11 protein-coding genes and 1 pseudogene are annotated in these 11,506 nt (G+C 67.4%); 6 read left to right on the forward strand and 6 right to left on the reverse strand.

Features of this window, described 5'->3' with window-relative positions; genetic code table 11:
• Positions 1-319 precede the first annotated feature (319 nt).
• On the reverse strand, positions 320-1,696 hold the full coding sequence (gene aptA / locus JHC36_RS07425; RefSeq protein ID WP_287917761.1) for an omega-aminotransferase AptA: 1,377 nt from the start codon (positions 1,694-1,696) through the stop codon (positions 320-322).
• 98 nt (positions 1,697-1,794) lie between these two features.
• Here aptA and JHC36_RS07430 point away from each other — a divergent pair, with 98 nt between their 5' ends.
• Both JHC36_RS07430 and JHC36_RS07435 read left to right on the forward strand, forming a co-directional pair.
• Complete coding sequence (locus tag JHC36_RS07430; protein WP_287917764.1) at positions 1,795-2,754, forward strand: LysR family transcriptional regulator; 960 nt, start codon at positions 1,795-1,797, stop codon at positions 2,752-2,754.
• 9 nt (positions 2,755-2,763) lie between these two features.
• Positions 2,764-3,030: a cysteine-rich CWC family protein gene (locus JHC36_RS07435; RefSeq protein ID WP_287917767.1), complete on the forward strand. Its 267-nt coding sequence runs from the start codon at positions 2,764-2,766 to the stop codon at positions 3,028-3,030.
• On the opposite strand, the gene JHC36_RS07440 is transcribed toward JHC36_RS07435, so the two are convergent.
• Genes JHC36_RS07440 through JHC36_RS07450 form a run of 3 tightly spaced genes read right to left on the reverse strand, consistent with a single transcriptional unit; the run spans position 2,983 to position 4,675 of the window.
• On the reverse strand, positions 2,983-3,600 hold the full coding sequence (locus JHC36_RS07440; protein ID WP_287917770.1) for a sigma-70 family RNA polymerase sigma factor: 618 nt from the start codon (positions 3,598-3,600) through the stop codon (positions 2,983-2,985). The two genes, JHC36_RS07435 and JHC36_RS07440, sit on opposite strands and share 48 nt — an antisense overlap.
• Positions 3,578-4,408, reverse strand: coding sequence for a mechanosensitive ion channel family protein (locus JHC36_RS07445; protein ID WP_287917773.1), 831 nt, complete (start codon positions 4,406-4,408; stop codon positions 3,578-3,580). Before JHC36_RS07445 ends, JHC36_RS07440 begins: the two co-directional genes overlap by 23 nt.
• Positions 4,409-4,444: 36 nt before the next feature.
• Positions 4,445-4,675 carry a hypothetical protein gene (locus JHC36_RS07450; protein WP_287917776.1) on the reverse strand — a complete coding sequence of 77 codons (231 nt, stop codon included), beginning with the start codon at positions 4,673-4,675 and terminating at the stop codon, positions 4,445-4,447.
• A gap of 219 nt (positions 4,676-4,894) precedes the next feature.
• Between JHC36_RS07450 and JHC36_RS07455 the strand changes: the two genes are divergently transcribed.
• Complete coding sequence (locus JHC36_RS07455; protein WP_287917779.1) at positions 4,895-6,397, forward strand: MFS transporter; 1,503 nt, start codon at positions 4,895-4,897, stop codon at positions 6,395-6,397.
• Positions 6,398-6,460: 63 nt separating this feature from the next.
• Here the strand turns inward: JHC36_RS07455 and gshB are convergent, their stop codons facing one another.
• Positions 6,461-7,420 (reverse strand): glutathione synthase, encoded by a 960-nt coding sequence (gshB, locus tag JHC36_RS07460; RefSeq protein ID WP_287917782.1) that lies wholly within the window; start codon positions 7,418-7,420, stop codon positions 6,461-6,463.
• Positions 7,421-7,484: 64 nt separating this feature from the next.
• Complete coding sequence (locus tag JHC36_RS07465) at positions 7,485-9,353, reverse strand: potassium transporter Kup (RefSeq protein WP_287917785.1); 1,869 nt, start codon at positions 9,351-9,353, stop codon at positions 7,485-7,487.
• Between the two features lie 118 nt (positions 9,354-9,471).
• Here JHC36_RS07465 and purU point away from each other — a divergent pair, with 118 nt between their 5' ends.
• The 3 genes and pseudogenes from purU to JHC36_RS07480 all read left to right on the forward strand — a co-directional run.
• Positions 9,472-10,329 carry a formyltetrahydrofolate deformylase gene (gene purU, locus JHC36_RS07470; protein WP_287917788.1) on the forward strand — a complete coding sequence of 286 codons (858 nt, stop codon included), beginning with the start codon at positions 9,472-9,474 and terminating at the stop codon, positions 10,327-10,329.
• A 23-nt stretch (positions 10,330-10,352) separates the two neighbouring features.
• Positions 10,353-11,279, forward strand: coding sequence for a LysR substrate-binding domain-containing protein (locus JHC36_RS07475; protein ID WP_287917791.1), 927 nt, complete (start codon positions 10,353-10,355; stop codon positions 11,277-11,279).
• A 72-nt stretch (positions 11,280-11,351) separates the two neighbouring features.
• Positions 11,352-11,506 (forward strand): annotated as a pseudogene (locus JHC36_RS07480) (FAD-binding oxidoreductase); the annotation flags it as partial.

Genomic DNA, 11,506 nt, shown 5'->3' on the forward strand with positions numbered 1-11,506 from the left:
GCGCCGGTGGCCGGGTTGTAGACGGGGGCGCTGCGGCTGCCGCCCGGAACGAGCTGGCCGTCGATGAGGTGGAGCACGGTGTTCATGGCAAACGGAGGGGCGAAAGAATAGAAACGTGGGTAATTGAAATCTCAGGCGCTGGGGACAAGGCTGTGGACAATCTGGGGGTGGCGTGCGCATATGCCCCCTGCGGCCTGTGTACAAGCTGTTCGCAGGCTGTGGGCGGGGTAGGCCGTGGCAGGCCGCCGCACGGGCCCTGAATGAGCCTTTTGCCTGATCCCCCAGCGTGAAATGGTGAGTAGGTGCTATCAAAAAATGATCATGCAGTTTCGTTCAGCGTTTCGCCGAGGGCGTCGACCAAGCGGTCGATCTCGGCTTCGGTGCTGATGAAGGGCGGCGCGAGCTGGATGGTGTCGCCGCCGTAGCGCACATAGAAGCCTTTCTGGAGCATGGCCATGGCCACCTCGTAGGGCCGGCGCGCGGGCTCGCCCGGGTGCGCGGCCAGCGTGAAGCCGGCGGCCAGGCCGTAGTTGCGGATGTCGGCCACATGCCGCGCGCCGCGCAGGCCGTGGACCGCCGCTTCGAAGCGCGGCGCGAGCTCGCGCACACGGCCCACGGCGTCTTCGCGCTCGAGCAGGTCGAGCGCGGCCAGCCCCGCGGCGCAGGCCACGGGGTGGGCCGAGTAGGTGTAGCCGTGGGCGAACTCAAGCAAGTACTCGGGCCCACCGGCGGCCATGAAGGTGTCGTAGATCTCCTGCCGCGCCACCACCGCGCCGAGCGGCTGCGCGCCGTTGGTGACCTGCTTGGCGATGTTGAGGATGTCGGGCACGACGCCGAAGGCTTCGGCCCCAGTCCACGCGCCCGCGCGGCCGAAGCCGGTGATGACCTCGTCGAAGATCAGCAGAATGTCGTGCTGGGTGCAAATCTCGCGCAGCCGTTGCAGATAGCCCACCGGCGGAATGACCACGCCGGCTGACCCGGAAAACGGCTCCACGATCACGGCGGCGATGTTGCTCGCGTCGTGCAGGTTGATCAGGTCGAGCAGCCGGTCGGCCAGCGCCGCGCCGGCGTAGGCGCCTTGCGGCTCGGCCGGCGGTTGGCCGCGGAAAAAGCTGCCCGCGGGCGGCTGCGTGTGCGGCAGATGGTCGGCCTCGACGCCTTGGCCAAAGGGTTTTCGGTTGCCGACGATGCCGCCGACCGAGATGCCGCCGAAGGTCACGCCGTGGTAGCCCTTCTCGCGCCCAATGAGCCGCGTCTTGCTCGCCTGGCCGCGGGCCCGCCAATAGGCGCGCGCCATCTTGAGCGCGGTGTCGGCCGCTTCGGACCCCGAGCCGGCGAAGAACACCCGGTTGAGCCCCGGCGGCATGAACGCCACGATGCGGTTGGCCAGCGCGAATGAGAGCGGATGGCCGAACTGAAACGCCGGCGAGTAGTCGAGCTGCGCGACTTGCCGCGCCACCGCCGCGCTGATCTCGCGCCGGCCGTGGCCCAGGCCCGTGCACCACAGGCCGGAGAGGCCGTCGAAGATGCGTCTGCCGTCGGCGTCGCGGTAGTACGCGCCTTCGGCGGCCACCATCAGGCGCGGGTGCGCTTTGAATTCGCGGTTGCCGGTGAAGGGCATCCAGTGCGCGGCCAGCCAGTCGGCGTCGGTGCGCACGGGCACAGTGCTGAGGGCTTGGGCGTCGGTGAGGTCCATGGCGGCGGGCTCCGGGGGCGCGTGGAAGCAATGCACGGATTCTCGAATCCGCCGATACTTTTGTAAATCATCATTCATCCATGTTCACTTGACGTTTCATGCAAGTAAAGCCACCGCGCCGGGCCGTGCTGGGCGCTCTCAGTGACGCGGACATCCGCCTTTTGCGCGTCTTTCGCGCCGTGGCCGACTGCGGCGGCATGGCCGCGGCCGAGCTCGAACTCAACATCGCCACCTCCACCATCAGCCGCCACATCAAAGACCTGGAGACGCGGCTGGGCCTGACGCTGTGCCGGCGGGGGCGCGGCGGCTTTGCGCTCACGCCCGAGGGCGAGCGCGTGCATGCCGAAACGCTGCGCCTGCTCGCCGCCACCGACGCCTTCCGCGCCAGCATCGACGACCTGCACCAACGCATGGGTGGCGAACTGCATGTGGCGCTGTTCGACAAAACCGCCAGCAACCCGGCGGCGCAGATCGCGCAGGCGCTGGCGGCCTTTCGCGCGCAGGCCAGCGACGTGCATCTGAATCTGCATGTGGGCACGCTCAGCGCCATCGAGCGCGGCGTGATGGACGGCCAGTTTCAGCTCGGCATCATCCCCGAGCACCGCCGCTCGCAAAGCCTGCGCTACGACGAACTCTTTGGCGAAACCATGCGGCTCTACTGCGGCGTGACGCATCCGCTCTGGGGCGCGGACGACGCCACGCTCGACTGGACGAGCGTGGGCGCCCACGCGTTCGCCGGCCTGGGCTACCACTCGCCCAACATGGAGGTGGTGCATGCGCGCGGCTGGAAGCGCGCGGCCACCGGCTTTGATCAAGAGGCGGTGGCCACGCTGATCCTGAGCGGCGCCTTCATCGGCTTCCTGCCCGACCACTACGCCGCCGCCTTCGTGCAGTCGGGCCGCATGCGCGCGCTGGCCCCCGAGCGCCTGGGTTACGACTGCATGTTCTCGGCCATCACCCGCCGCTCGCCCGCGCCTTCGCGCGCCACCGCCTTGCTCCGCGCGTGTCTGGTGCAAGCCCACGCCGGCGCGCGAGGGTCTGATGCGGCGGCGGCCTAAACTGTGCCAATGAACACCGCAGTTTCTAATCTTGTGCCCGCCCCAGACCCCGGCCGATGCCCGGTGTGTGGCCAGCCCAACGGCTGCGCGATGGCGGTCGAGCGCGCGGGCGGTGAGCCGCAGCCCCCCTGCTGGTGCACCCGTGCGAGCTTCAGCGCCGAGCTGCTCGCGCGCATTCCCGCCGCAGCGCGCGGCAAGGCTTGCGTCTGCGCGGCGTGTGCGGGCGCCTCAAGGCTTGTGGTCGCTGGCACTTCCAGACGTTGCGAGGGCGCGTAAGCGCTCGATGGCGCGTGTGTAGCGCATCTTGGCGGCCGAGAGGCCAAGGTTCATGACCTCGGCAATTTCTTGAAACTCGAGTCCGACGAGCAGCCGCAGCAGCACGAGCAAGCGATCCTCCGGCGCAAGCGCCGCGAGTAGGCGCTCGCTGTCGATGCGGGCCTCGGTGGCTGCGATCCCATCGACGGGGTCGACGAGGTGCTCGACCGCGTCGCCGCCGTCCAGGCTGTGCGTGTTTGCATGCGCGGCGGCTCGGCGTTGCTGGTCGATGCACGCATTGGCGGTGAGCCGCCAAAGCCAGGTCGTGAACGCCGAATCGCCCCGAAAGCGCGGCAGTTCAAAGAACACCTTGAGCATGGCGTCCTGCGCCAAGTCTTCGGCCTCTTCGGGCGTAGACGCGAAGCGTCGGGCAAGCGCGCGTATGCGGCTGCCGTGGCGGTGCATCAGCGCTTCGTATGCCCCCGTGCGGTAAGGCAGCTCGGTGCGCGCCTGCGCGACGAGCTGGGCGTCATCGAGGGCATCGAATCGGTCCGCGGCGAGCGCGCCGTCACCGCAGGATGCTGACCTCATCGGCGATGAGGCGCGAGTTCGCGACGCTGACGTAACGGTCGGCGTCGAGCGCTAGCAGGGTTTTCACGGTGCCCACTTCCCGAACCGTGGCGGTACGCCCATTCCATTCGATCCGATCGCCTTCTTTGAGGAGGTCACGCAAATACACGCCACTGATGATTTCGCTCGACAGCGTGCGGGTGCCCAGACCCAGCGACAGCGCGAGGGCAACACCGGCGGCTGCCAGCAGCACGCCAAGAACTTCCTGCAGCAGCACGATGCGGATGTCGAGCTGGTCCACCGCCATCAGCACCACCAGCGCCGAGAGCACACCCATCGTCACCCGTGCCAGCGTCGGGGCGTACTCGACCCCGGCATTGTCTGCGGCGTGGCGCACCAAGCCGGCGAGCCAACTCGCAGCCAGCAGTCCCAGAACCAAGACCACGATGGCGGCGACGAACTTCGGCAAAAACAGCATGACCTGAGCCACGGCCTGACCTGCGGCGGCCAGGCCCAATGCGTCCGCTGCCGAAATGGCAAAAGCCAGCAGAACAAAGGCGAAGGCGACGGAGCCCAGCAAGGCCGAAATCGGCCGCTCCAGGCCCCACTGTTGGGCGAACGACGCCAAGCCCGAGCGCTCGGCCAGACGATCCGCTCCCAGGCGCGAGAGCACGGAGCGAACCACCGCCCCGGCCAGTTTGGCCAGCAGGTAGCCGGCCAGCAGCAGCGCCAGCGCGCCGACCAGGTTGGGGGCCAGCGCAGCAAGGCGCTGGTACAGAGCGACCAGCGGGTCGGTCATCCAAGCAAGCGTTTGATTGGCGGTTTCCATCTTTCGTTTTCCTCCTTGTTCGATTGAAAAAAGCCATCACCGTCGGATCGATCCCGCCTGCGACAGCCGATGCAGCCGCGCCGCCGCCGGTGCGAGTAAGCGCGCGAGCGCCAGCCAGATCCGGCCGAGCAGCAGCGTCGTGACGTTGCGCGCAGCAACCCGACGCTGTGCGCGTCGCAGCACCACGGCTGAGCTGGCGACCGCGGGAATGCTGTCTTGCAGTTCACGCGCCAACTGGGCTTCGAACGGATCGGCTGGTGTGTTCATCGTGTCCTCTCAGGCGCAGCCACCCGCCGCGCAGGTGGATCGAAACCGGAGTTCACCCCGTGCGCGTCGGACCTACCGGACGCGGGCCATCACAGGGATTCAGTCTCTTAGACGCACGGGCGACGCGAAAAGTCACATGCGCGGTGCCTAGGCCGTACACTGGATTGAGGGCAAGGCGGGACCAATTTTTTGAGCGCCGCGGCCCGTCGTTTCTGGATCATGATGCCTCCCAATTCAGCCGAAGCCGGAACCCTCGCTGCGCTGCAAGCGCGGCACGGCGCGCGCTACCGTTGGCTTTTGCTGCTGACGGTGATGGTGGGCACGATGGCATCCGTCATGTCGTCGACGGTCGTGAATGTGGCCATTCCGGACCTGTCGCGGCACTTTGGGCTCGGGCAGGAGCGCGCGCAATGGGTCACCAGCGGCTTCATGGTGGCGATGACGGTGTCGATGCTCACCACGCCCTGGCTGCTCGCGCGGCTCGGTTATCGGCGCACCTACGGGCTGTGCATGGGATTGCTGCTCGCCGGCGGGGTGGTCGGGGGGCTGGCGAATGCGTTTGGGCTGGTGTTGGCGGCGCGCGTGGCGGAAGGCTTGGCCGCCGGCGTGGTGCAGCCGATTCCGGCCATCATCATCCTGCGCGCCTTCGCGCCTGAGGAACAAGGGCGCGCCAGCGGGCTCTTTGGCATGGGCGTGGTGCTGGCGCCCGCGCTCGGGCCGAGTGTGGGCGGGGTGTTGGTCGATGCGTTGGGCTGGCGTTCGATCTTTTTCATGGTGGTGCCGCTGTGCCTGCTCTCGCTCGCCCTGGCGCGACGCTACGTGCCGGTCACGGCGCCGGGCGGCGTCGCGGCGGGTCGCTCGGCCGGCTTCGACGGCGTGGGTCTGGCACTGGCCAGCGGAGCCACGCTCGCGCTGCTCAACGGCCTCGTGGCGCTGCACGGCGGCCCGCGGGGCGAAGCCGCGGCGCTGCTCGGCGGGGCCGCGGCGAGCACGCTGGGCTTCGTGCTCTGGCAGCGTCGGCTGCTGCGCCGCCATGCGCACCCGGCCACTCAGCTGCCCCCGGCTCCGCCGCCGCTCATGAATCTGCGCTTGTTCGGGCACCGGCCGTTTGCGTTTGGCGCCATCGTGGCCTTCATCTACGGCACGGCGCTGTTTGGCTCGACCTATCTGCTGCCGGTCTACATGCAGATGGGTCTTGGGCTCACGCCCGCCTTTGTGGGCACCATTTTGCTGCCGGCGGGCATCGTGCTTGCGGTGGCGATTGCGCTGGTCGGACGCCTGGCCGACCAGCAGCCCACGCACCGCTTGGTGAGCTTCGGGCTCGCCTTGCTGGCCGCATCGTTTGCGCTGATGCCCACGCTCGGCCCTGCGAGTGCGATCGGCTGGCTGATGGCCGATGCGATTCTGGGGCGCATCGGGCTGGGTTTCATCCTGCCCTCGCTGAACCTCGGCGCCATGCGGGGGCTGCCGCACGAGCTGATTCCGCAGGGCTCGAGCGTCATCAATTTCATGCGCATGCTCGGCGGCGCCGTGGGCGTGAGCCTCTGCGGCATCGTGCTCGAATGGCGCCTGGCCGCCCACGGTGCAACGCTCGCCCAGCCCGGCCCGAGTGCCGCGCGCTTGGCGGCCTTCGACGAGGTGTTCATACTGCTCGCGGCGCTGTGCGCGCTGGCGCTCGTGGCGGCCTGGCAAATGCGCATGAGGCCACAGCGCGGGGGGTGAAGGGCTGGCGAGCGCGCCACACGCTACGCTTTCGGTAGCATAAGCGCAGCGTTTTACGCGGGGTTATGTCTGTTTTGGCTCGGAAACAGCCGCCTCCAGCGCATCGATGAAGCATGCGGCCACGTCGAAGCCGGTCTGGGCGGTGATTTCCTGGAAACAGGTCGGGCTCGTGACGTTGATCTCGGTCATGCAGTCGCCGATGATGTCCAGGCCCACCAGAAGCAGGCCGCGGCGGTGCAGCTCCGGCCCGATGGTTCGGGCGATTTCGAGGTCACGCGCCGAGAGCGCTTGTGCCACGCCCTTGCCGCCCGCGGCGAGGTTGCCGCGAATTTCGCTGCCCTGGGGGATGCGCGCCAGGGCGTAGGGCGCGGGCTCGCCCGCGATCAGCAGCACACGCTTGTCGCCCTGGGTGATTTCGGGCAGGTAGCGCTGCACCATCAGGCTTTGCGCGCCGCCGCGGTTGAGCGTTTCGATGATGCTGCCCAGGTTCAGCCCGTCGGGCCCGACGCGAAAGATGCCCATGCCGCCCATGCCGTCGAGCGGCTTCAAGATGATGTCGCGGTGCGCGGCATGGAAGGCGCGCACGTCGGCGGCGCTGCGCGTGACCAGGGTTTCGGGAATCAGCTCGGGCCACTCCAGGATGGCGAGTTTTTCCGGATGGTCGCGCAGCGCACGGGCGCGGTTGAACACCCGTGCGCCTTCACGCTCGGCCTGCTCGAGCAGGTGCGTGGCGTAGAAATATTCGCTGTCGAACGGCGGATCCTTGCGCATGAGCACCGCGTCGAAGTCCGCCAGCGCTACCGCGCGCCGGCCGGTTTCCCGGAACCACTCGGGCGTGCGTCCCGTCAGGGTCAGGTCGCGCACATGCGCCGTCACGCGCGCGCCGCGCTGCCACATCACGTCCTGTGGCTCGCAGGCGGACAGTTGGTGGCCGCGACAGGCCGCCTCGCGCATCATCGCGAAGCTGGTGTCTTTCGCGATTTTGAAGTCCTCGAGCGGGTCAGCGATGAAGAGCAGTTGCATGGCCGCGATGGTAGCGGTCCGCGGCCCGGCCTGCTGTCGCGCTCAAGGCAACGCCAGGGTTGCCTCAAATCTCGATCTTCGAGCCCAGCTCGACCACCGCGTTGTTGGGCAGCCGCAGGAACTCGGCGGCGCCGCTGGCGTTGTGGTGCATCTGCGCGAACAGTTTCTCGCGCCACGGGGCCATGCCCTCGCCCACCGTGGGGATCACGATGTCGCGCGAGAGGAAATAACTCGTGTTCATCGGGTCCATGGGGCAGCCACGGGAGGTCAGCTGCGCCAGCGCCTTGGGCAGATCCGGGTCGTTCTTGAAGCCGTAGTGGACGATGACCTGCCAGCAGTCATGGCCGAGCGACTCGATCTCCAGCCGCTTGTTGAGGCCGATCCACGGCACCTCATGGTTGCGTACGGTGACGAACACGTTGTAGCGGTGCAGCACCTTGTTGTGCTTGAGGTTGTGCATCAAGGCATTGGGCACGAGGCCGGGCTCGGCATTGAGGAACACGGCCGTTCCTTCGACGCGCACTGGCGGATTCACGAATACCGCTTCGAGGAACGAAGGCAGGTCGAGCGCGTCGCGGCGCAGCGAGGCGTTGAGCAGCGCGCGCCCCTGCTTCCAGGTCGTCATCAGCGTGAAGACGGCAGCGCCGATGAGCAGCGGAAACCAGCCACCATCGAGCAGCTTGAGCAGGTTGGAGCTGAAAAACGCGAAGTCGATGACGAAGAAAAAGCCCGTCGCGCCCACCGCCAGCCCCAGGGGGTAGCGCCAGGCGTAACGCACGACGAAGAAAGTCAGCACCGTCGTGATGAGCATGTGGAGCGTGACCGCGATGCCGTAGGCCGAGGCCAGGTTGCTCGAGGACTTGAACAGCATCACCGCGAGCACGACCAACACGAACAGTCCCCAGTTGATGAAGGGGATGTAGATCTGGCCGGTGTCGCGCGCGCTGGTGTGCTCGATGCGCAGCCGCGGCAAGTAGCCGAGCTGGATGACCTGCTTGGTCACGCTGAACGCACCCGAAATCAGCGCCTGCGAAGCGATGACGGTGGCCGCGGTGGCCAGCGCCACGAGCGGTAGCAAAGCCCATTCAGGGGCCATCATGAAGAAGGGGTTCTTCACCGCCTCGGGTTCGGACAGCAGCAGCGCGCCCTGGCCGAAGTAGTTGAGCGTGAGCGCGGGCATGACCACCGAAAACCAGGCGATGCGAATCGGCCGCTTGCCGAAATGCCCCATGTCGGCATAAAGCGCCTCGCCGCCGGTGACGCACAGCACGACCGCGCCGAGGATGATGAAGGCGATCTTGGGCTCGTCGTGAATGAAGCGCAGCGCATGGTGCGGGCTCATCGCCCAGAGGATTTCCGGGTGGCCCAGGATGTTGCCGACGCCCAGCACGGCGATGGCCGCGAACCACACCAGCGTGACCGGCCCGAAAAATTTGCCGATGCCTGCGGTGCCGTGCTTTTGCACCGCAAAGAGCGCGAAAAGAATGAGGAGTGTGAGTGGGATCACCGCGCTTTGCGTCGCCGGTGAAAACACCTCCAGGCCCTCGACCGCCGACAGCACCGAAATCGCGGGCGTGATGACCCCGTCGCCATAAAACAAGCCGGTGCCAAAAATGCCGACCAGCAGCAAGAGCTTGCGCAGCTGGGGTTTGTCCGCCACCGCCTGCGAGGCCAGGGTCAGCATGGCCACGAGGCCGCCTTCGCCGTGGTTGTCGGCGCGCAACACCAGCGTCACATACTTGAGCGAGACGATGATCGTGAGCGTCCAGAAGATGATTGACAACACCCCATAGACGTTCTCATGCGTGAAAGCCACGTGGCCACTGCCGAACACCTCTTTGACCGCGTACAGCACGCTGGTGCCGATGTCGCCATACACGACGCCCAACGCGCCCAGGGTCAATGCAGCCAAACTCGATTTTTGAACTGACATGAGCAACTTGCCCGGGGACGGCCGGGCGAAAAACAGTGAAGCTGCAATTGTGCGCCTGCCGCGTCGGCGTGGGCGCGGGCATCCGGTCGGCTTGCCGTGCTGCGAAAATCCGATGCTTATGACGCCGCTTGATCACGCCTACATCCTGACCCTCTCCTGCCCCGACCGCGCGGGCATCGTGCACGCCGTCTCGGGGTTTTTGCTCGAGCGCGGCGGCAACATCGAAGAAGCCGCGCAGTACAACGACGCCGACACCGGTCTCTTTTTCATGCGCGTGCGCTTTGCCTGCGCGGCGCTGGGCTTCGAAGCCTTGCGCGAGCAGTTTGCGCCGCTGGCCGAGGGCTTTGCCATGCGCTTTGGCCTGCACCGCGCCGCCGAGCCGATGCGCACCGTGATCTTCGTCAGCCGCGAGGGGCATTGCCTCAACGACCTGCTGTTTCGCTGGAAGTCCGGCCTGCTGCCGCTGGACATCCGCGCCATCGTCAGCAACCACCGCGACTTCTACCAGCTCGCCGCCAGCTACAACGTGCCGTTTCACCACATCCCGGTGACTGCGGCCACCAAGCCCCAGGCCGAGGCGCGGCAACTCGAAATCATCGAAGCCGAAGGCGCCGAGCTCGTCGTGCTCGCGCGCTACATGCAAATCCTCTCGGACGATCTGTGCCGCGCACTCGCGGGTCGGGCCATCAACATCCACCACAGCTTCCTGCCGAGCTTCAAGGGCGCGCGGCCGTACTACCAGGCGCATGAGCGCGGCGTCAAGCTCATCGGCGCGACCGCCCACTACGTCACCGCCGACCTCGACGAGGGCCCGATCATCGAGCAGGACGTCGCGCGGGTGGACCATGCCGCCACCGTCGAAGACCTCACCGCCATCGGCCGCGACACCGAAAGCCAGGTGCTCGCCCGCGCCGTGAAATGGCACAGCGAGCATCGCGTGCTGCTCAACGGACACAAGACCGTCATCTTCCGGTAAGCCCGCGCCCCGACGCTTGCGCCATGACCACCCCGCGCCCGGTCGACCGTCCCGCTCCGGCGCCCGCCACGCCGGGCGTGCAGCGCATTCCGCCCATCCAGTGCCTGCTGACCTTCGAAGCGCTGGCGCGGCTGCGCAGCGTCACGCAGGCGGCCGACGAGCTCTGCGTCACGCCCAGCGCCGTGAGCCATCGGGTGCGCCAGCTCGAGCAGCTGCTTGGCGTCAAGCTGTTCGGGCGCGCGGATTTTTCCCTCACGACCGAGGGCATCGAATACCTCGCCCATGTGCGCGAGGCGCTCGTCGCGCTGCAGAAGTTTCCCGGCGCGGCGGCCGCGCCTTCGGGCAAGCGCAAGCTGCGGCTCGCGGTGACGCCGACGTTCGCGCGCTCCATCCTGATGCCCCGGCTGCGCTCGTTTTATGAGGCCTACCCTGAAATCGACCTCACGCTGCAGGTGAGCATTCCGCTGCTCGACGTGGTGGCCGAGGACGCCGACCTCACCATCCGCTTCGGCACCGGCCGCTATGCCGACGTGGAGCACCTCTGCCTGCTCAAGGACGAGGTGACACCGCTGGCCTCGCCCGCGTTCATCCGCGAGCACGGGCCGTTCGACAGCGTCGAGGATCTGCGCGGTGTGCCGCTGCTCAAAAGTCCGCTCGAACCCTGGCGCACCTGGTTCGCCGCGCATGAGCTCGACTGGCCCGAACCGGTCGAAGGCTCGTCCTTCAACGACATCGGCCTCATGTGCGATGCCGCCGCGCAGGGCCTGGGCGTGGGTTTGGTGCGCCTCAAGCTCGGCGCGCCGTGGGTGGACAACGGCTTGCTCGAGCGCCTCTTCCCACGCAACGTGCCCAGCCCCCATTCGCACTACCTGTGCTGGCGCACCGGCACCATGGACCGCTGGGAGTGCGCGGCTTTCGCCGAATGGCTGGCCAAGAGCTGCGCGTCCTGAGGCAACGCTGCTTCACGACCGCCTGAAAATTTCTTCCGCCCACGCGGCGCCGCTCTGGCGTAGAGTTGACGCATGAACGCCGTCCTCGATCGCCCCCCCATGTTTGCCGCCACCGACCGCGCCGCGCGCCAGCGCGAAGTCGTCGCCGCGCTGCTGGCCGTGCTGCCTGCGCACGCGGTGCTCTACACGCCCGAAGAGACCACGCCCTACGAGTGCGACGGCCTCAC

Origin of the sequence: Tibeticola sp. (genome assembly GCF_022759015.1) — a bacterium.
GTDB lineage: Bacteria > Pseudomonadota > Gammaproteobacteria > Burkholderiales > Burkholderiaceae_C > Tibeticola > Tibeticola sediminis.

Coding starts and splice junctions, on each gene's coding strand:
- JHC36_RS07445 (WP_287917773.1), bottom strand. CDS start 4,408: ATGGAAACCGCCAATCAAACGCTTGCTTGGATGACCGACCCGCTGGTC.
- gshB (WP_287917782.1), bottom strand. CDS start 7,420: ATGCAACTGCTCTTCATCGCTGACCCGCTCGAGGACTTCAAAATCGCG.
- JHC36_RS07475 (WP_287917791.1), top strand. CDS start 10,353: ATGACCACCCCGCGCCCGGTCGACCGTCCCGCTCCGGCGCCCGCCACG.
- JHC36_RS07440 (WP_287917770.1), bottom strand. CDS start 3,600: ATGAGGTCAGCATCCTGCGGTGACGGCGCGCTCGCCGCGGACCGATTC.
- JHC36_RS07455 (WP_287917779.1), top strand. CDS start 4,895: ATGATGCCTCCCAATTCAGCCGAAGCCGGAACCCTCGCTGCGCTGCAA.
- JHC36_RS07450 (WP_287917776.1), bottom strand. CDS start 4,675: ATGAACACACCAGCCGATCCGTTCGAAGCCCAGTTGGCGCGTGAACTG.
- purU (WP_287917788.1), top strand. CDS start 9,472: ATGACGCCGCTTGATCACGCCTACATCCTGACCCTCTCCTGCCCCGAC.
- JHC36_RS07465 (WP_287917785.1), bottom strand. CDS start 9,353: ATGTCAGTTCAAAAATCGAGTTTGGCTGCATTGACCCTGGGCGCGTTG.
- JHC36_RS07430 (WP_287917764.1), top strand. CDS start 1,795: ATGCAAGTAAAGCCACCGCGCCGGGCCGTGCTGGGCGCTCTCAGTGAC.
- aptA (WP_287917761.1), bottom strand. CDS start 1,696: ATGGACCTCACCGACGCCCAAGCCCTCAGCACTGTGCCCGTGCGCACC.
- JHC36_RS07435 (WP_287917767.1), top strand. CDS start 2,764: ATGAACACCGCAGTTTCTAATCTTGTGCCCGCCCCAGACCCCGGCCGA.